General features: G+C 73.6%; 15 protein-coding genes. 9 read left to right on the top strand and 6 right to left on the bottom strand.

All coding sequences use genetic code 11. The features are described 5' to 3' along the window. Nucleotides 1-32 precede the first annotated feature (32 nt). Nucleotides 33-3,347, top strand: a complete 3,315-nt coding sequence (locus D7193_RS08610; protein ID WP_120778741.1) for an ATP-binding protein — start codon at nt 33-35, stop codon at nt 3,345-3,347. Between the two features lie 48 nt (nt 3,348-3,395). Here the strand turns inward: D7193_RS08610 and ileS are convergent, their stop codons facing one another. Next, nucleotides 3,396-6,518: an isoleucine--tRNA ligase gene (ileS, locus tag D7193_RS08605; protein ID WP_120778740.1), complete on the bottom strand. Its 3,123-nt coding sequence runs from the start codon at nt 6,516-6,518 to the stop codon at nt 3,396-3,398. A gap of 331 nt (nt 6,519-6,849) precedes the next feature. Further along, complete coding sequence (locus tag D7193_RS08600) at nt 6,850-7,875, bottom strand: aldo/keto reductase (RefSeq protein WP_120779360.1); 1,026 nt, start codon at nt 7,873-7,875, stop codon at nt 6,850-6,852. Between the two features lie 278 nt (nt 7,876-8,153). Here D7193_RS08600 and D7193_RS08595 point away from each other — a divergent pair, with 278 nt between their 5' ends. The 3 genes from D7193_RS08595 to D7193_RS08585 all read left to right on the top strand — a co-directional run bounded on the left by D7193_RS08595 (nt 8,154) and on the right by D7193_RS08585 (nt 10,071). Continuing rightward, entirely contained in the window at nt 8,154-8,762 is a 609-nt protein-coding gene (locus D7193_RS08595; protein WP_174242565.1) for an ArsR/SmtB family transcription factor, read from the top strand. A 1-nt stretch (nt 8,763) separates the two neighbouring features. Then, nucleotides 8,764-9,225, top strand: coding sequence for a DUF6069 family protein (locus D7193_RS08590; RefSeq protein ID WP_120778739.1), 462 nt, complete (start codon nt 8,764-8,766; stop codon nt 9,223-9,225). An 87-nt stretch (nt 9,226-9,312) separates the two neighbouring features. Continuing rightward, on the top strand, nt 9,313-10,071 hold the full coding sequence (locus D7193_RS08585; protein WP_120778738.1) for an SRPBCC family protein: 759 nt from the start codon (nt 9,313-9,315) through the stop codon (nt 10,069-10,071). A 70-nt stretch (nt 10,072-10,141) separates the two neighbouring features. On the opposite strand, the gene D7193_RS08580 is transcribed toward D7193_RS08585, so the two are convergent. Then, nucleotides 10,142-11,098: a GlxA family transcriptional regulator gene (locus tag D7193_RS08580; RefSeq protein ID WP_120778737.1), complete on the bottom strand. Its 957-nt coding sequence runs from the start codon at nt 11,096-11,098 to the stop codon at nt 10,142-10,144. A gap of 81 nt (nt 11,099-11,179) precedes the next feature. On the opposite strand from D7193_RS08580, the gene D7193_RS08575 reads away from it, so the two are divergent. Further along, entirely contained in the window at nt 11,180-11,590 is a 411-nt protein-coding gene (locus D7193_RS08575) for a DUF6010 family protein (RefSeq protein WP_120778736.1), read from the top strand. Between the two features lie 14 nt (nt 11,591-11,604). Here D7193_RS08575 and D7193_RS08570 read toward each other — a convergent pair whose 3' ends face one another. Both D7193_RS08570 and D7193_RS08565 read right to left on the bottom strand, forming a co-directional pair. Beyond that, nucleotides 11,605-12,273 (bottom strand): response regulator transcription factor, encoded by a 669-nt coding sequence (locus tag D7193_RS08570; RefSeq protein ID WP_174242602.1) that lies wholly within the window; start codon nt 12,271-12,273, stop codon nt 11,605-11,607. After that, nucleotides 12,270-13,559 carry a sensor histidine kinase gene (locus tag D7193_RS08565; RefSeq protein ID WP_120778734.1) on the bottom strand — a complete coding sequence of 430 codons (1,290 nt, stop codon included), beginning with the start codon at nt 13,557-13,559 and terminating at the stop codon, nt 12,270-12,272. The genes D7193_RS08570 and D7193_RS08565 overlap by 4 nt, the downstream gene beginning before the upstream one ends. An 895-nt stretch (nt 13,560-14,454) precedes the next feature. Between D7193_RS08565 and pgsB the strand changes: the two genes are divergently transcribed. From pgsB to D7193_RS08545, 4 genes are read left to right on the top strand one after another with little or no spacing between them, the layout of a single operon-like run. Next, the gene (gene pgsB, locus D7193_RS08560; RefSeq protein ID WP_241562853.1) at nt 14,455-15,861 is read left to right on the top strand and encodes a poly-gamma-glutamate synthase PgsB; all 1,407 of its coding nucleotides are present in this window, start codon (nt 14,455-14,457) and stop codon (nt 15,859-15,861) included. A 14-nt stretch (nt 15,862-15,875) separates the two neighbouring features. Continuing rightward, on the top strand, nt 15,876-16,340 hold the full coding sequence (locus tag D7193_RS08555; RefSeq protein ID WP_120778732.1) for a poly-gamma-glutamate biosynthesis protein PgsC/CapC: 465 nt from the start codon (nt 15,876-15,878) through the stop codon (nt 16,338-16,340). Then, nucleotides 16,340-17,395, top strand: coding sequence for an NlpC/P60 family protein (locus tag D7193_RS08550; RefSeq protein WP_120778731.1), 1,056 nt, complete (start codon nt 16,340-16,342; stop codon nt 17,393-17,395). The genes D7193_RS08555 and D7193_RS08550 overlap by 1 nt, the downstream gene beginning before the upstream one ends. Before the next feature lie 14 nt (nt 17,396-17,409). Continuing rightward, on the top strand, nt 17,410-18,582 hold the full coding sequence (locus tag D7193_RS08545; RefSeq protein WP_241562852.1) for a CapA family protein: 1,173 nt from the start codon (nt 17,410-17,412) through the stop codon (nt 18,580-18,582). Nucleotides 18,583-18,587: 5 nt separating this feature from the next. Here the strand turns inward: D7193_RS08545 and D7193_RS08540 are convergent, their stop codons facing one another. After that, nucleotides 18,588-19,202, bottom strand: a complete 615-nt coding sequence (locus D7193_RS08540) for a hypothetical protein (protein ID WP_120778730.1) — start codon at nt 19,200-19,202, stop codon at nt 18,588-18,590. Nucleotides 19,203-19,273: the final 71 nt, after the last annotated feature.

Below are 19,273 nucleotides of genomic sequence, written 5' to 3'. Positions count from 1 at the left end.
TCCGCCCGGCCGGCCCTGCCTAGATTGGGGCCATGGTGACGTTCGGCGTGCTCGGGGCGGTGCGGGCCGACGACGCCCGGGGGCCCGTGGCGCTCCGGGGCGCCCGCCAACGCGCCGTACTGGCCCGGCTGCTGGTCGCCCGCGGTCGGGTGGTGCCGGTCGACCGCCTGGTCGACGCCCTGTGGGAGGAGCCACCGGACGGGGCCGTCGCCGCGCTGCGGACCTTCGTGGCCGACCTGCGCCGCGCCCTGGAACCCGAGCGGCCACCCCGCCGGCCGCCCCGCCTGCTGGTCACCACGCCCCCCGGGTACGCGCTGCATCCGGCACCCGACGCCGTGGACGCCTGGCGGTTCGAGACGGCGGTGGCCGCCTCGGCGGACCTGCTCACCGACGGGCAGCCCGGGGTGGCGCTGGCCCGCCTCGACGACGCGCTCGCCCTGTGGCGCGGCCCCGCCTACGCCGAGTACGCCGACCGGAGCTGGGCCCGCGCGGAGATCGACCGCCTGGACGAGCTGCGGATGCTGGCCGTCGAGCGGCGGGCGGAGGCCCTGCTGGCCCTCGGGCGGGCCGCCGAGGCCGCGTCGGACCTGCGGGCGCATGTCGCCGATCACCCGCTGCGCGAGGACGCCTGGCGGCTGCTGGCCCTGGCCCTGTACCGGGCGGACCGGCAGGGCGACGCGCTGGCCGCGCTGCGCAGCGCCCGGGAGACGTTGGTGACCCGGCTCGGTGTCGACCCCGGCCCCCGGCTGCGGCAGTTGGAGGCGGACATCCTCGCCCAGGCCCCGCACCTGACCGGCCCGCCGGCCCCGACCGGCGCGGCCGTCCCGACTGGCCCACCGACCCCGACTGGCCCGCCGGAACCGACCGGCCTGACCGGGCCGGCCCCGCGGATCGCGCCCGCCGCCGCACCGGCGGCCGGCGGCGCGGGGCGGCGACCGTTCGTGGGGCGGGACGAGGAGCTGGCCCGCCTCCGGCAGGCGGCCGAGCGGGCCGTCCGGCGCGGCACGCCGACCCTCGCCCTGGTCTCCGGCGACGCCGGCGCCGGCAAGTCCGCGCTCGCGGAGGCGCTCACCGCCGAGCTGGCGGCGGCCGGTTGGGTCACGGCCTGGGGCCGCAGCCCGGAGTACGACGGCGCTCCGGTGGCCTGGCCGTGGCGGCAGGTCGCCGACCGGTTGGCCGCGGAGACCGGCGTCGAACCGCCCGCGGAGGAGACCGCCGGGGCCGATCCGGCCGTGGCCCGGTTCCGGCTGCACCGCGCCGCCGCGGCGCAGCTCGGCGCGGTGGCGGGCGCCGCGCCGGTGCTGCTGGTGCTGGACGACCTGCACCGGGCGGACGAGGGCACCCTCGACCTGCTCACCGCGCTGCTCACCGAGCCGGACGCGGTCGGCGGCCCGGTGCTGGTGGTGGGCACGTACCGGGCCACCGAGATCACGCCGGAGCTGACGGCGGCACTGGCCCGGTTCGCGCGTGTCGAGCCGCTCCGCGTCTACCTGGGCGGGCTCGCCGAACCGTCGACCGGTGACCTCGCCCGCGCCGTCGCCGGACGGGAGCTGGACGGCGCCGCCGTGCGGACGATCCACCGGCGCAGCGGCGGCAACCCGTTCTTCGTACGGGAGCTGGCCCGGCTGCTGGCCACCGAGGGCGAGGCGGCGCTGGACCGGGTGCCGGCCGGGGTTCGGGACGTCATCCGGCACCGGCTCACCCGACTGCCGGCGGCGGCGCAGGACGTGCTGCGGCAGGCCGCGGTCCTCGGCCGGGACGTCGACCCGGACGTGCTGGCCGCGTTCGCGGGGGGCGACGCCGTGGTGCTCGACGCATTGGACCGGGCGCTGTCCGCCGGGTTCCTCACCGAGGAGGACGGCGCGCTGCGGTTCACCCACGTCCTGGTCCGCGACACGCTGTACGACGACCTGTCGGCGCCGCGCCGGGCCCGCTGGCACGCCGCCGCCGGCGAGGCCGTCGAGCGCCTGCACCCGGACGACGTGGTGGCCCTCGCCCACCACTTCTCCGCTGCCGCGACTCGGGCCACGGCCGGGCGGGCGGCCCGCTACGCCCGGATCGCCGCCGAGCAGGCCGAGCGCCGCGCCCATCCGCACCAGGCGGCGCGGCTGTGGCAGCAGGCCGTCGAGGCGCACGACCGGGCCGGCGACGGCGACGTACGGGGGCGGCTCGACGCGGTCATGGGTCTCGGCCGGGCGCTGGCCGTCACCGGTCACCTGGATCGCACCCGCCACTACCGGGCCGAGGCGATCCGCACGGCCGAGACGCTCGACGACCCCGCACTGGTCGCGGCCGTGCTCACGGCCTTCGACGTGCCGGCCGTGTGGACCCGCAACGACGACGAGGCGCTCTCCCGCCGTATCGTCGAGGCCACCGACCGTACGCTGGCCGCGGCGGGCGCGGCCGATCCGGAGCTGCGCAGCCGCCTGCTCAGCACGCTCGCCCTGGAGCTGCGCGGCACCACCGGTGACCGGGGTCGCCAGGCGGCCGTCGAGGCCGAGGCCATCGCCCGAGAGCTGGGCCGTCCGGCGCTGCTGGCGTTCGCGCTCAACGCGCGTTTCATGCACACGTTCGGGCGGGCCGGCCTCGCCGCCGAGCGGGCGCGCCTCGGCGCCGAGCTGGTCGACGTCGCGGCCCGGCACGATCTGGTGACCTTCGAGGTGCTCGGCCACCTCATCGTGGTGCAGGCCAACGCCGCGCTGGCCGATCTTCCCGCCGCCGACGCGGCCGCGGCCGCCGCCGACCGGCTCGCCGCCCGGCACGACCTGCCCCTCGTGGGCGTGTTCACACAGTGGTACGCCGCGCTGCGCCTCGCCCTGCTCGGGAGGCACGCCGAGGCGGAGGTCGCGTACCGGCGGGCGGCGGCCCGGACACCGGCCGCGGGGATGCCCGGCATGGCGGAGGGTCTGCTGCCGCTCGCGCTGCTGTCGACGCGGCTCGCCGACGCGCTCCCGAGCGCGCCGGTGGACGTGCCGGAGGGGGACCTCGGGCCGTACGAACCGTGGGTGCACGCACTCGTGCTGGCCGCCGCCGGTCGCCGGGACGAGACCGTGGCCGCCCTGCGGGCCCTGCCCGAGTCACCGCACGACCTGCTCCGGGAGGCCCGGCTCTGCCTGACCGCCCGTGCCGCGCTCGCCGTCGGCGACGAGCCGGCGATGCGGTACGCGTACGCCGAGCTGCTGCCCGCCGCCCCCGAGCTGGCCGGGGCGGGCAGCGGTGCGCTCAGCCTCGGCCCGGTGGCCCGGCACCTGGCCGACCTCGCGACCGCGCTGGGCCGTACGGACGAGGCGGCCGCGCACGACCGGACGGCCCGGGCGCTCGCGGCGCGCCTCGCAGCGGCGGGTTGACGCACGGGGTGCCCCGGGCCGCCGCGGCCCGGGACACCCCGCCTCCGGTCAGGACCGGCGGAGCCAGAAGGTGAGGCCCAGCGACTCCTCGGTGAACGGCTCCGCGCCGGACCACGACGGCTCGCCCTCGCCGCAGTCCGTGGCCAGCACCTCCTCGGCGACCAGGTCGCGGTGCTCGCGCAGCGCCAGCGCGGTCTCCTCGCGGTCCGTGCGCCAGCGCAGCTCGATCCGGTCGGTCACCTCGAGACCGCTGGCCTTGCGCGCCTCCTGGATCTGCCGGATCGCGTCGCGGGCCGCACCGGCCCGGCGCAGTTCCGGGGTGAGGTGCAGGTCCAGCGCCACGGTCGCTCCGGCGTCGCTGGCCACCGCCCAGCCCTCGCGCGGGGTCTCCGTCACGACGACCTCGTCGGGGCCGAGCGTCACCGACTCGTCGCCCACCTGGACCGTGGCCGACCCGGTGTCGCGCAGCGAGTCCCGCAGGGTCGCCGCGTCGGCCGCTGCGATCGCCTTCGCGACCTGCTGCACCGTCTTGCCGAACCGCTTGCCGAGGGCACGGAAGTTGGCCTTCGCCGTGGTGTCCACCAGCGAGCGACCGGCGCCGCCCATCGGGTCCACCGACCCGACGTTCAGCTCGGCGGCGATCTCCGCGAGCAGCTCGGGGCCGAGTTCGTCGAAGCCGTTCGCGGAGGCCAGCGCCCGGGACAGCGGCTGGCGCACCTTCATCCCCGAGTCGGCCCGCGCGGCCCGGCCCAGCTCGACGAGCCGGCGCGCGAGCGCCATCTGCCGGGACAGCGCCGGGTCGATGAGGGACTCGTCGGCGACCGGGTACGGCGCGAGGTGCACCGACTGCGGCGCCTCCGGGTCGACCGGCACGACCAGGTCCTGCCAGACCCGCTCGGTGATGAACGGCGTGAGCGGCGCGAGCAGCAGGGTCACGGTCGCCAGCGCCTCGTGCAGGGTGGCCAGGGCGGCCCGGTCACCCCGCCAGAAGCGCCGCCGGCTGCGCCGGACGTACCAGTTGGACAGGTCGTCGACGAACGTGGCGAGCAGCCGGCCCGTCTGGTGCGTGTCGAAGTCCGCCATGGCGGCGTCGACCTGCTGCACCAGCGTGTTCAGCTCGGACAGCACCCACCGGTCCAGCACCGGCCGGTCCGCCGGCGCCGGGTCGTCCGCCGACGGCGTCCAGCCGGCGGTACGGCCGTACAGGGACTGGAAGGCGACCGTGTTCCAGTAGGTCAGCAGGATCTTGCGGACCACCTCCTGGAGCGCGGTGTGCCCGACCCGGCGCGCCGACCAGGGCGACCCGACGGCGGCCATGAACCAGCGCACCGCGTCCGCGCCGTGCTGGTCCATGAGCGGGATGGGCTCCAGGATGTTGCCCAGGTGCTTGGACATCTTCCGGCCGTCCTCGGCGAGGATGTGGCCCAGGCAGACCACGTTCTCGTACGACGAGCGGTCGAAGACCAGCGTGCCGACGGCCATCAGCGTGTAGAACCAGCCACGCGTCTGGTCGATCGCCTCGGAGATGAACTGGGCCGGGTAGCGCTTCGCGAACAGGTCGGCGTTGCGGTACGGGTAGCCGAACTGGGCGAACGGCATCGAGCCGGAGTCGTACCAGGCGTCGATGACCTCGGGCACCCGGCGGGCGGTCTCCCCGCAGTGGCAGGCGAAGGTGACCTCGTCGATGAACGGCCGGTGCGGGTCGAGGCCCGTCACGTCCGACCCGGTCAGCTCGCTCAGCTCGGCCAGCGAGCCGACGCAGGTGAGGTGGTCGTTCGGGCACCGCCAGATGGGCAGCGGGGTGCCCCAGTAGCGCCGCCGGGACAGGGCCCAGTCGACGTTGTTGTTGAGCCAGTCGCCGTAGCGGCCGTACTTCACGGTGGCCGGGTGCCAGGTGGTGCGCTCGTTCTCGCGCAGCAGCGCGTCCCGGACGGCGGTGGTCCGCACGTACCAGGACGGCTGGGCGTAGTAGATCAGCGCGGTGTGGCACCGCCAGCAGTGCGGGTAGGTGTGCTCGTACGGGACGTTCTTGAAGAGCAGGCCGCGGAGCTGGAGGTCCTCGATGAGGGGCCGGTCGGCCTCCTTGAAGAACCTCCCGCCGACCAGCGGGATCTCCGGAAAGAAGCGGCCGTTGGACTGGACGGGGTTAACCATGGGCAGCCCGTACGCCCGCGCCGTGGCGAGGTCGTCCGCGCCGAACGCGGGCGCCTGGTGGACCAGGCCGGTGCCGCTGTCGGTGGTCACGTACGACGCGAGGACCACGAAGTGCGCGTCGGGCACCTCGACCAGGTCGAACGGAGGCCGGTAGGTCCACCGCTCGAGTTCCTTGCCCTTGAACGACTCGCCGGTCATCTCCCAGCCGTCGCCCAGCGCGTACGCGAGCAGCGGCTCGGCCACCACGAGCTGCTCGTTGCCGTCACTGGCCACCACGTACCGCACGTCGGGGTGGACGGCCACCGCGACGTTCGACGGCAGCGTCCACGGCGTGGTGGTCCAGACCAGCAGCGCGGCCCGGCCGGCCAGCGGCCCCGAGGTGAGCGGGAACCGGACGAACACCGACGGGTCGACGACCGTCTCGTAGCCCTGGGCCAGCTCGTGGTCGGACAGGCCGGTCTCGTCCCGCGGGCACCACGGCGCGACCCGGAAGTCCTCGACCAGCAGGCCCTTGTCGAAGATCTGCTTCAGCGACCACCAGACGGACTCGATGTACTCCGGGTCCATGGTCCGGTAGGCGTCGTCCATGTCGACCCAGTAGCCCATGCGCTCGGTCAGCTCGGCGAACGCGTCGGTGTGCCGGGTCACCGACTCGCGGCACCGGGCGTTGAACTCCGCGATGCCGTACTTCTCGATGTCCTGCTTGCCGGAGAAGCCGAGTTCCCGTTCGACGGCGAGTTCGACGGGCAGGCCGTGGCAGTCCCAGCCGGCCTTGCGGGCGACGTGGAACCCCTTCATCGTCTTGTAGCGGGGGAAGACGTCCTTGAAGACCCGCGCCTCGATGTGGTGGGCGCCGGGCATGCCGTTGGCGGTCGGCGGTCCCTCGTAGAAGACCCACTCCGGCCGGCCCTCGGACTGCTCCAGGCTGCGCCTGAAGATGCTGTTCGCGTGCCAGAAGTGCAGGACCTCGCGGTCGAGGTCGGGCAGATCGACCTGGGTCGGTACGCTGCGGTACATCGCTCCTCCGTCGGCGCGTCTGTGCTGAGGCTCCGCCGGAGGGACGAGGCCGTACGGCCCCGCGGTACCACCCTCCTTGACCGTTTCCGGCCCTCTCGTTTCGGGTGTGGTCGGGTCTACTCGGCCTGGCGGCCTTTCTTCCGACGGCTCCGGGGTGATCTTCCCGCCGCGCACACCTCCGGGCTTCCACCATCCCCGGATCGCTCGTGGCTGCGTGCGACGGTACTCGTCCCCATCTGCGCCTTCCGCTCGTATCGTAGCCCAGTCGAGGCCCCGGCCACGACGCTGATACCGCGGGCCGCGGACCCGTCGGTCCGCGGCCCGCGGCCGGTCAGGCGTTCGGGTCGCGGACCGGGGCGAACATCTCCTGGATCCAGTTGGGGTACGCCGGTGGCTGCTGGCTGACCGCCTCCAGGTCGGCCAGGTCCCGCTCGGTCAGCGTGAGCCCGCTGGCCGCGATGTTGTCGGTGAGCTGGTCGACGGTCCGCGCGCCGACGATCACGCTGGTGACCGCCGGCCGGGCCAGCAGCCAGGCGATCGCCACCCGGGACACGCTCGCCCCGTGCCGCTCGGCGATGGCCCGGAGCACGTCGAGCACCTCGTACCCGTGCTCGGGGTCGACCGGCGGGAAGGTCGACCAGCCGGCCGCCGTACGCCGGCCGCTCGCCGCCGCGTCCCGCCGGTTCTTCCCCGTGAGGAACCCCCCGGCCAGCGGGCTCCACACGGTGAGCGCCACGTTCTCGGCCCGGGCCATCGGCACCAGGTCACGTTCCACGTCGCGGCCCACCAGCGAGTAGTACGCCTGCGCCGAGACGAAACGGTTCAGGTTCCGCAGCGCGGACACGCCGAGCGCCTTGCTGATCTGCCAGGCCGCCAGGTTCGCGGCGCCGATGTAGCGGATCTTGCCCTGCCGTACCGCGTCGTCGAGGGCGGAGAGCACCTCCTCGAACGGGGTCAGCGGGTCGAACTGGTGCAGCTGGTAGAGGTCGACGTGGTCGGTTTTGAGCCGGCGCAGGCTGTCGTCCAGCGCCCGCAGCACGTGCAGCCGGGACCAGCCGGCGGCGTTGGGGCCCGGGCCGGTGGGGGCGAACACCTTCGTGGCGAGCACCACGTCGTTCCGCCGGTGCCGTAGCGCGTGGCCGAGCAGTTCCTCGCTCTCCCCGTCGCTGTACATGTCCGCCGTGTCGACGAAGTTGATCCCGGCGTCGAGCGCGGTGCCGACCATGCGGTCGGCGTCGTCCCGGCCGAGCGCGCCCAGAGCGGAGTAGCCGGGGTTGTCCGCGCCGCCGAACGTCATCGTGCCGAGTGAGATCTCGGAGACCCAGACGCCGGTGGGGCCGAGGAGTCGGTACTTCACGGTGGATCTCCCTGTGAGGCCGTGCGGCCGGGTCGGCCGCCGCATGACTGGACACCTTGTTGGACATGGTGTCCAACCAAGCGTACGAGCGGACCGCCGGATCGCCCAGCCCCGCGGTATGCCCCGGGTCACCCAGCCGCCGTCCGCCCCGTTGATCAAGAGGTTTCGGTCAGGATCCGGCCCCCGGACGACGCAAACCTCTTGATCACGAGGAGCCGGGACTCACCGACAAAAAGATTTGGCTTGACAAAAAAAGTCGTCGGTGACAGAGTCAGGTCATGTTCGACATCGCAGTGATCGAGGATCCGGCGGCGGCCGAGGCGTCGCTGGACCCGACGAGGGCCCGGTTGCTGGCCGCGCTCGCCGAGCCGGCCTCCGCGACGATGCTCGCCGCCCGGGTCGGCCTGCCTCGGCAGAAGGTCAACTACCACCTCCGCGCCCTCGAGCAGCACGGCCTCATCGAGCTGGTGGAGGAGCGCCGCAAGGGCAACGTCACCGAGCGGGTCATGCGCGCCACCGCGGCGTCGTACGTGATCTCCCCGGCGGCCCTGTCCGCCGTACGGCCCGACCCCGCCCAGTCGCCGGACCGCCTGTCGGCACGGTGGCTGCTCGCGGTGGCCGCCCGCCTCGTGCAGGACGTCGGCGCGCTGATCACCGGCGCGGAGCGGGCGAAGAAGCGGGTCGCGACCTTCGCCGTCGACGCCACCGTGCGGTTCGCCTCGGCGGCCGACCGGGCCGCGTTCGCCGAGGAGCTGACCTCCACGCTCACCGCCCTGGTGGCCCGCTACCACGACGAGGCCGCCCCCGGCGGCCGCGAGCACCGCGTGGTGCTCGCCCTGCACCCCAACGTCACCGCACCGACCGACACCACATCGAAGGAGTCCTGAGATGACCGCCACGACCAGCACGATCGCCGCCAGCGCCTACCCGATCGGCCACACCGTCGGCGCCACCACCCGTCGCCGTCGCCAGCGGGCCCTCGGCGTGGCCACCGCCGTCGTCGCCACCAGCGTGATCTACCTCGTGGCCCGCGCCGCCGGCACCGACTTCACGCTCACCGACCCGGGGGCCACGCGGTCGCACCCGCTGATCCTGCCGGAGATAGCCGCCTTCAGCCTGGTCTTCGCGCTGCTGGGCTGGGGGAGCCTCGCGCTGCTGGAGCGGTTCACGGCGCGCGCCCGTGTCGTCTGGAGCGGGCTCGCCGGCACGGTGCTGCTCGCCTCGTTCATCCCCGTCTTCCTCGAACGGGCCACCGTGGACACCCGGGTCATGCTCTGCGTACTCCACGTCGTGGTGGCCCTCGCTCTGCTGCCGATGCTGCGCCACCGGGCCGGCGTCGCCGCCCGCTGACCCTCCGCACCGGGCGCCCGCCCCGGCGCGCCCCGCACCGTCCGACCCGACACCGAACTCCGACCACCGAATGGAAGGTTCACCATCATGGGACAGCGCTTCGAGCTGCAGAAGGACGTCGAGCTGGCCGCCACGCCCGAGCAGGTGTGGGAGGCGATCGCCACCGGCCCCGGCATCGACTCGTGGTTCATGGGACGCAGCGAGGTGGAGCCGCGCGAGGGCGGCCGTACGAGCTTCACGATGGCCGGCCAGACCCAGGAGGCCACCGTCACCGCGTGGGAGCCCGGCCGGCGCTTCGCGTACCGGACCGCGCCCGGGCCGGACGGCGCCATCACGGCGATGGAGTACCTGATCGAGGGCCGTGGCCAGGGCTCGACCGTGCTGCGACTGGTGCAGAGCGGCGTGCTCGGCGACAACTGGGAGACCGAGTACGAGGCGATGAAGGCCGGTTGGGACATGTACCTCGGCACGCTCGCCGCGTACGTGGCCCACTTCCCGGGCCGGAGCGGCGCGCCCGTGGCCGCGTTCCGCCCGCAGGCCGGCACGCCCGAGCAGGTCTGGGCGGCGGTGGCCGGTGCCTTCGGCATCACCGGCCCGGTGACCGAGGGGCAGCGCGCCCGGCTCACCGTCGACGGCCTGCCGCCGATCGACGGGGTCGTCGACCTCGCCGGTCTGCCCACCTACTTCGGGGTCCGCACCGACGACGCGCTCTACCGGTTCCTGCACTCCGGCACCGACCGGGGCAACGTCCTGGTCCTCGGCCACCACCTCTTCGCCGCCGACCAGGATCCGGCCCGCGCCGAGCAGGCCTGGCAGAGCTGGGTGGAGAAGCTCCCGATCGGCTGACGGCCGACGCCGGCGACGGCCGCCCCCGTGACCGCACGGGAGGCGGCCGTCTCCGTGCGCGCCCGCGCGGTCACCCGGTGACCGCACGAGCCTCCGCGTCGCGGGGGAACGCGGCCCGGTACGCCCGGGGACTGACCCCGACGACCTGCCGGAAGCTGTCCCGGAACGCGGTCGGCGAGGTGAAGCCCACCAACTCGCCGACCCGTTCCACAGGTGTGTCGGTCCGTTCCAGCAACTGCTGGGCGCGGCGTACGCGCTGCCGGGTGAGCCACTGCATCGGCGTGGCGCCGGTCTGCTGCCGGAAGTGCCGGCTCAGCGAGCGGGTGCTCATCACCGCCCGCGAGGCGATGTCGGCCAGCGTCAGGGGAGCGGCCAGGTTCTCGGTCAGCCACACGAGCAGCGGCTGCATCGATTGACCGTCCGGCGCGGGCGGCTCGTGGGCGATGAACTGGGCCTGGCCACCGGCCCGTTCCAGCGGCATCACGCAGCTGCGGGCGGTCTCGGCGGCCACCGCGGCGCCGTGGTCGCGGCGCACGACGTGCAGGCACAGGTCGAGACCGGCGGCGGCGCCGGCCGACGTCAACACCGACCCCTCGTCGACGTAGAGCACGTCCGGGTCGACGTCGACCGCCGGATGGCGGCGGGCCAGTTCGGCGGCCGCGGCCCAGTGGGTGGTGGCGCGACGGCCGTCGAGCACCCCGGCCGCGGCGAGGACGAAAGCGCCCGTGCAGATCGACACCAGCCGGCCCGTCGCGGCGCGCAGCGCGTCGACGACGACCGGCGGCACCGGGTCGTCGAGGTCGGCGACGCCCGGGACCACCACGGTCCCCGCCCCGGCCGCCCAGCCCAGGTCGCGCGTCGCGCGGATGCTCACGAGACCGGCCCGCACCTCCTCGCCGGCCGCGCACACCCCCACCTCGTACGCCGGGTGGCCGCCGGCGAGCCGGGCCCGGCCGAAGACCTCGATCGGCACGGACAGGTCGAACGGCACGACGCCGTCGTAGGCGAGGATCGCGACACGGTGCATGTACCCATCCTGGCGCGATTCCGTTGGTCACCGTCCGCCTGGCCACTGCCCGCCGCGGCCCGTGCCGCCTAGCGTCGGCTCGTGACTGTTCTCGTACCGCTGCTCATCGGTGTCCTGTACGTCTGCGTGAACTCGCTGATCCCCGAACCCCACCGCCGCCGGTTCAACGCGGTGCTGGTCGGCGGTGCCGGAGCGGCGTACCTCAGCGGGGGCGGCCTCGGGGTCGCGGAGGTCGCGTTCACCGCCCTGCTGACGTACGTCGCCTGGCGCGGGCTGGAGTCGTGGCGGTTCATCGGCCTCGGCTGGCTGCTGCACACCGCGTGGGACGTCGTCCACCACGTGAAGGGGGGCGCGATCCTGCCGTTCGCGCCCGGCTCCTCGTTGGGCTGCGCGATCTGCGACCCGGTCATCGCGGTCTGGTGCCTGACCGGTGGGCGTTCGGTCACCGACGCGCTGCGGACCCGGTTCACCCGCACGCCCGCGGCGGGCTGACGACGTGCGCGGCGTCAGGCTCCGACGCCGGAGGCCGGCCCGGTGCGCAGGTACGTGAGGACGGCCAGCACCCGGCGGTTGGTGTCGTCGCTGGGCTGCAGGCCGAGCTTCGTGAGGATGTTGCCCACGTGCTTGCCGATCGCCGCCTCGGTGACGTACAACGCCGCGGCGATAGACGCGTTGGACCGGCCCTCCGCGATGAGCGCCAGCACCTCGCGCTCCCGGGCGGAGAGCGCCGCGAGGGGGTCGCGCGGGCGATGCAGCAGCCGGCGTACGACGTCGGGGTCGACGACCGTCCCGCCACCGGCCACCGTGCGCAGGTGAGCGACGAACTCGGCCACCTCGGCGACCCGGTCCTTCAACAGGTAGCCGACCCGCTGGCCGTCGCCGCTGTCCAGCAGCGCGGCCGCGTACTCGGCCTGCACGTGCTGGCTGAGCACCACGACGCCGAGGTCCGGGCGCTCGGTACGCAGCGTGACGGCCGCGCGCAGCCCGTCGTCTCGCCGGCCCGGCGGCATCCGGATGTCCGTCACCACGAGGTCCGGCCGGTGCGCGCGGGCGGCGTCCAGCAGTTCCGGCGCCGAGCCGACCGCCGCGAGCACCTGGAAGCCGAACCGCTCCAGCAGGCCGACGAGGCCCTCGCGCAGCAGGACCTCGTCCTCGGCGAGCACGACCCGGGTCATCGGCACGGCAGCTCCACCCGCACCAGCGTAGGGCCGCCGTCCGGGCTGGCCAGCAGCAGCCGCCCGCCGGCCGCGCCGACCCGGTCGGCGAGCCCGGTGAGGCCGCTGCCACGCGCCGGGTCGGCCCCGCCCCGGCCGTCGTCGGACACCTCGACCACGAGCCGGTCGCCGGTCCGGGTGAGCCGTACGTCCGCCCGGGTCGCCCCGGCGTGCCGGGCCACGTTCGTGAGGGACTCGGCGACCACGTAGTAGGCGGTGTTCTCGACGGTCTCGGGCAGTGGCCGGTCGAGGTCGGCGTGCACGGTCACCGGCACGACACTCTCGTCGGCGAGTTCCCGGACCGCGCCGGCCAGCCCGAGATCGGTGAGGCTCTGGGGGCGGATGCCGTGCACGATCTGGCGGAGCATGACCATCAGCCCCTTGGCCTGGTCGTGCGCCACCGCGAGAGGCCGGGCGGCGGGGGAGTCCTCGGGCACGTCCAGCCGGGCCATGCCGAGGTGCAGGGTGAGGCTCGTCAGTCGCGGTTGCGCGCCGTCGTGCAGGTCGCGTTCGATACGCCGCCGCTCGGCCTCGTACGCGTCGACCAGGCGGGCCCGCGAGCGGGTGACCTCCCGCAGCGCAGTGCCGTCGGCCGGCCCGCCCAGCAGCCAGCGCGCCACCGCACCCTGGGCCGCGGCGAGCCCGCCCAGCCCGTACCAGAGCACCGGCAGCAGCAGGACGGCCGCGACCGCGTACGGGACGGCCTCCCCGGGCGTGTCCGCCGTGGACCAGATCAGGACGACCCGGTCGCCGTTGTGGGCGAGCCACGGACCGGCGATCAGCATGAGGTCGATCAGGACGAGCAGCGTGTAGATCCAGTACGCAAGCGGCACCACGCCACCCAGCCACACCGTGTAGGCGACCTCCCGCCAGGCGCTGGCCGTGGTGTAGCGCGCCGCGAGCCCCGACCAGGGGCGTGCGGGCAGTGGGCGCGGGTCGATCACCGCGAGCCGCGAGCGCTCGACCGCGGCCACGGCGGCGCTCACGAAGGGCGCGAGCGCCACGGCGGCCAGCGCCGCGACGGCGAGGAACAGCGCGAGGGGCAGCGAGATCGGGCGGCCGTGCTGGCGTACGGCGTTGACGGCCGCGATCAGGGGAGCCCCGACGACCAGGAGGCCGAGGCAGAGGACGCCCGCGATCGGGACGGTGGTCGCCAGGTAGGCCATCGCCCGCCACGGCCACCAGGTAAGGGGATAGTCGCGGCGGCGCAGGGCCGTGAGCAGGTGCGCAGGCTCAGCCGATGTCATGCCGCCGACGCTATCGACGGTGCGGGCCGGCACCCAGCCGTCTGGCGCGACATCGCGGGTAGACCCAGCACTACCCCACGGCGGCCCTTCCCCAGGGCCGCCGGGCCGGCACCGGCCGCCGGTCGGTGACGCGCGGAAGAATTCTCGGTGACTTCTGGTCCGGTGGCACGGATCGGCGCGTTCGCCAGACGCGTCACGGGATGGCGACCCGATACGGGTTCAAGACCGCGCGTGGGCGTACTTCGATCACGGCTCGTCCGGGGGTTGCCGCCGACCGGATCGACGAGGGGGGCCGAACGGCCAGGTTTGCCCTGGCCCGATGGCCTGGGGCAAGCGCGGCGAATGCCTCAATCGGCGAGTAGATCGACAGTGCGATCAGGACTATCCACCTATTCCGGGCAACGGCCCTCGCGTACGCGGCGTCGCCAGGACCGCCGCCTCATGTGACAGTTCTCGGGTCACCTGCCGCTGTGTTCTCATGGTGCGCTGCCGAGGCCGCGCTCCGTCGCTGTCGGCGGCAGGTGTCGTGCGAACGGGGAGGTACGTGTGTCTGTCCAACGTGAGAGGTGCGGAGGCCGACCGGCTCCGGCCGTAGCCAGCTCGGGCCCTCGATGCGGAGCCCGCCACGCGCGGTGACCTGTGCGTCGCGGTGAGCCCTCGGCGGCCGTGACGAGGACGTCTGCGGTGTCAGATGCCTCACTCCCCGTGTTCCCTGGCTCTCCCATCCATTGACCCCCTGCACGTGGTCCACCTAGCCTTTCGGGCCGGTCATGCGTCGGCCCGTGGCTGACCGTTCACGGCTGGCGGCCTCTCCCACCCATCCCTCACGTCCCCGACGGAGAACGACCATGCCTGGCGGCAGCCTGACCTCGACGAGACGACCACGATGACGTCGGTGACGACGCCCCTGTGGCTGCTCGGGATCGGCATCGTGGCGCTGCTCGTCCACCTCGTGGTGGAGCGCACGCGCCACCGCCGGCAGCTGGCGGAGCTGCCCACGCGGATCGTGGTGAACGGCATCCGGGGCAAGTCCTCGGTGACCCGGCTCATCGCCGGCGCCCTGCGTGCGGACAGCCGGCGGACGGTGTTCGCGAAGACCACCGGCACCGCGGCGCGGCTCATCTACCCGCAGGGCCGGGAGGTGCCCATCCGCCGCGGTCGGGGCGGTGTCAACGTCATCGAGCAGATCGGCGTGGTCCGCCGCGCCGTGCACGCGGGCGCGGACACGCTGGTCATCGAGTGCATGGCGGTCCTTCCCGAGTTGCAGCAGGTGAACCAGGAACTGCTTATCGAGGGCGACATCGTCGTCATCAGCAACGTCCGGGAGGACCATCTCGACGAGATGGGCCCGACGCTCGACGACGTGGCGCGTTCTCTCAGCCGGTCGATGCCGCACCGGGGCACGGTCGTGACGGCGGAGCGGGAGCGGCTGCACATCCTGCGGGAGGAGGCCGAGCGCCGCCAGTGCAGCGTCGTCGCCGTCGACCCCGACTCGGTCACCGACGCGGAGATGCGGCGCTTCCGGTGGATCACGTTCAAGGAGAACGTGGCGATCGCGTTGGCCGTGGCGAAGCTGTGCGGCGTGGACCGGGCCACCGCGCTGAAGGGCATGTGGCAGGCCTCCCCGGATCCGGGTGTCCTCCGGGTGGACGCCTGCGCCCACCAGGGCCGGCGGTTCGCCGCGGTGAACCTCTTCGCCGCGAACGACCCGGAGTCGACCCTCATGAACATCAACCTGCTGCGGGAACGCAGGCTCATCGGCGAGCGGGTCGCCGTCGTGATCAACTGCCGGCCGGACCGGATCGAGCGCAACGGCCAGATGGGCGGCATCATCCCCGACATCAAGCCGAGCCGGGTCTTCCTCATCGGTACGCCCACCCGCAGCGCCCTGCACCTGATCCCCGAGCAGTGGCGCGACCGCGTGGTCGACCTCGACGGCGAGCACCGCACCGGCGAGGAACTGCGGGACGCCATCGTGGAGAAGCTCGGTGCCGGCGAGACCGGCACGGCGCTGCTCATGATCGGCAACATCCACGGCCGCGGCGAGGAACTCCTGGAGGCGCTGCACTCCGTCACCGTCGCCGCCACCGCCGCCGCGCCGTTCGACGAGCTGTCCCAGACCCTCGAACGCATCTACAAGCTCGACACCGCCCGCAAGCCGGACGGGGCCGACAACAAGGCCCCGGTCGACATGGACGCGACCGTCGTGCTGTCCCGCGCCGACCTGACCGCCACCGCCGTGCTCAACAGTGCCCGCATCGCCGTCCTGCACGCCGACCGCCGCCGGGCAGCCCGCCCCTGAGCGAAGGAACCGTCATGCCCACGTTCGACCTGTCCTCCGAACTCAGCGCCGTGATCATCGCCGCGGGGCTGCTGTTCGGGCTCGTCGGCTACCTCATCACCAACGTCGCGCCAGCCGGGCTCATGGTGCCCGGCTGCCTGGTGCTGACCGCCCTCGAGGACGCCCGCAGCCTGGCCCCCGTCGTGGCGATCACCGCGATCACGGTGGGCGTCATGAAGGTGCTGCAGCGCGTGACGATCCTCTACGGCAAGCGCCTCTTCGCCGTGGCGGTGCTGGTCTCCTCGTTCATCTCGGTGACCTCGTTCGTGCTCTTGCACGTGCGGTTCCCGTACCTCTTCGGCGGTGACACCCTGTCGTTCATCATCCCCGGCCTCATGACCTACCAACTGGTGCGCCCGCGAGCACTGCAGACGCTCGCCGCCACCGGCGTGGTCAGCGCCGGCACCGCCGGTGCCGCCCTACTGCTGATCTCGATCTGATGCGTAACCTGCGGATCCTCCTCACCGTCATGGCGATCGCCGCCGTGCTCGTCGCCGGCCTGGTCGTCGTACGACTCGTGCGCGGCGACTCGACGACCGCACCCAGCTCCGGCTGGTCCGGCCCGACCGGCGCGACCTCCACCCCCCGCAACGACGTCGAGCGGCTGGCGCAGCAGTACGAGCTGGTCGAGCGGAACCGGCCGGAGCGCACCGAGGTCCGCCGGCGCAGCGACAAGGCGCTGGTCGCCACCCTGACCGTCGGTGCCCGCACCGTCGTCGTCGCCGGCCCGCACCGCCAGTTCGCCGAGCCGTCGTCGACCCCCGCCGTGATCGACTCGACGTCCTGGGTGCGGGTCGCTCCGCAGGCGTGGCAGCCGCAGCGCAGCGAGGACGAGAAGTTCGCCGGCTGGCTGCTCGACCAGATCGAGGACGAGAGCCCGCCGATCGACGTGCTCGGCGCCACCATGCAGTACCTGGCCGATGCGCCGGACGGCCGTAACCGCGACGGGGTCCGCTACATCGGCGACGCCGGATTCGGGTACGTCCACAGCGCCGACGAGCGGGACGGCGCCGACTTCTACGACTACCTGGAGATCCCGTGGAAGTTCTCCGACACGGGCAAGGCGAAGCCGTCCAAGCGGTGGGACCGTGACCTCGACTGCTCCGGCTACGTCCGGCTGATCTACGGCTACCGGTTCGGCATCCCGCTGCTGAACGGGCCGGTCAGCACCACCGTCAACGGGCTGCCCCGCACCGCGGCGAGCATGGCCGCGTACGCCCGCTCGGTGCTCATCGCCGCCGGGCGCACCCCCAGCCGGCCCCCCACCGACCTGTCCACCCTGCTTCCCGGCGACCTCGTGTTCTTCGCCCTGCACGACGACCCGAACCTCATCACCCACTCCGGGATCTACCTCGGCAAGGACACGGACGGCGGAATGCGGTTCGTGTCCTCCCGGGGCACCGTCGACGGGCCCACCTTCGGTGACGTGCGTGGTGACGGCGTCGTCGACTCCGGCTACTTCGGCGACCGGCTGCGCCGGGTCATCCGCCTCTAGCACTGGAAACGGTCATGCGTGCTGTCCGCATCATCCTCATCGTGGCGCTCGTCCTCTCGCCCGGCATCGTCTGGGCGCTGCGCGGCGACGTCCTCCGGGAACGGCTGTCGCCCGAACCGAGCCCGGTCGGCCAGGCCGCGGCGCCGGCCACCCCCGGCGGACCAAGGCAGATCACGATCGCCGGTTCCGGCGACATCCTCGTCCACCCGCCGACCTGGCAGCAGGGCCGGGCGGACGCGGAGAAGGAGGGCCGGGACGGGTACGACTTCAACCCGATGTTCGCCGACATCAGTCCCGTCATCTCGGCCGCCGACCTGGCCATCTGCCACATGGAAGCGCCCATGGGGCCGGGCAGCCCGCAGGACTTCCCGCGTTTCCGCGCGCCGACCGACATGGCGGCCGCCGTGAAGACGGCCGGCTACGACGTCTGCTCCACCTCCAGCAACCACGCCCTGGACCAGGGTGAGAAGGGCGTCTACGACAACCTCGACGCGCTCGACGCGGCCGGTCTCGGCCACACCGGCACCTTCCGCAGCGCCGCCGCGCGCGCCCGCCCGACGATCTACACCGTCAACGGGGTGAAGGTGGGGCACCTGTCGTACGCCATGCACTTCAACGGGCTCAAGCCGCCGGCCGGCAAGGAGTGGCTGGCCAACCGCATCGACGTGAAGGCGATCAAGGCAGCTGCCGCCGCCACCCGCAAGGCCGGCGCCCAGATCATCGTGCTCTCGGCGCACTGGGGCACCGAACTCGTCCACGAACCGAGCGGCGAACAGCTGTTCTGGGCACGGCAGTTGATCGCCGACCCGAACATCGACCTGATCATCGGCCACCACGCCCACGTCGTGCAGCCGTTCGAGAAGGTCGGCGACAAGTGGATCGCGTACGGCGTCGGCAACACCCTGGCCCGCCACGACTTCCCGATCGACGCCAACCGCGAGGGCGTCATCGCCACGTTCACCTTCACCGAACAGCCGAACCACAAGTGGAAGGTGACCCAGGCCCGGGCCACGCCCATCTGGCTGTCCCTGAAGCCGACGATCCGCGTGGTGAACCTCGCCGCGGCCATCGACCCCATGCCGCGCCTCGACCGCCGGCGGATGGCCTACACCGCGGCCATCGAACGGATCAGCGGCTACGTGAACTCCCGGGGCGCGGCCGCCGCGGGTCTGCGCATCGACCACTAGCGCGGCTAGCGCACGGCCCCGTGAATCGGCGGCTGGTGCGGTCCCGACGCCTCGTGCGGCTGCCGCGTCGCGCGGGCCGACGGCCGCCAGGCGATGGCCGCGAACGCCACGACGAGTAGCGCGTCGGCCAGGTAGGCGACCAGGTCGATCCGGGGGACGCGGCTGAGCGGGAACGCGACAGCTCCCGCGCACAGCAGGGCCGCCGTCCACAGTGGCACGAAGCGGACGCGGGCGAGCACCACGCCGAGCACGAACAGGCTGAGCGGCATCACCGGGCCGGGCAGCCACAGCAGCAGGTTCGCGGCGAACGGGTGCGCGGCGAGCGCGTCGAGGGACGCGTCGGTCGACTGCGCGAAGATGTCCTCGAAGACGCCCTGGAACCCGAACGCCGCGCCGCCCATCACGCCGTACAGGAACACCGGCAGCGCGACCGCGACGTACCGCGGCGTGCGCGGGCGCACCTCGTCGAGCAGGCCGACGAGCCCGTACGCCCACACCACCATGGCGAGCACGAGGATGGTGCCGCCGGTGGCGCCGTAGCGTCCGTCGGTCCAGAAGTACGTCGCGAGCGCGGAACCTGCGGGGCCCAGGACGAGCGCGGTGCGGAAGGCAACGGTCATGACCCGATCCTGTGCGGGTGCGGGGCGCGCCGGATCCGCCGTAGGCGGGATTCCGGCGTACGCAGATGTTG

The sequence above is a fragment of the Micromonospora costi genome (genome assembly GCF_003626655.1).
Classification (GTDB): Bacteria; Actinomycetota; Actinomycetes; order Mycobacteriales; family Micromonosporaceae; genus Micromonospora; species Micromonospora costi.
The sequence above is the reverse complement of the archived record's forward strand: the minus strand, read 5'-3'. Positions and strand labels throughout refer to the sequence as shown.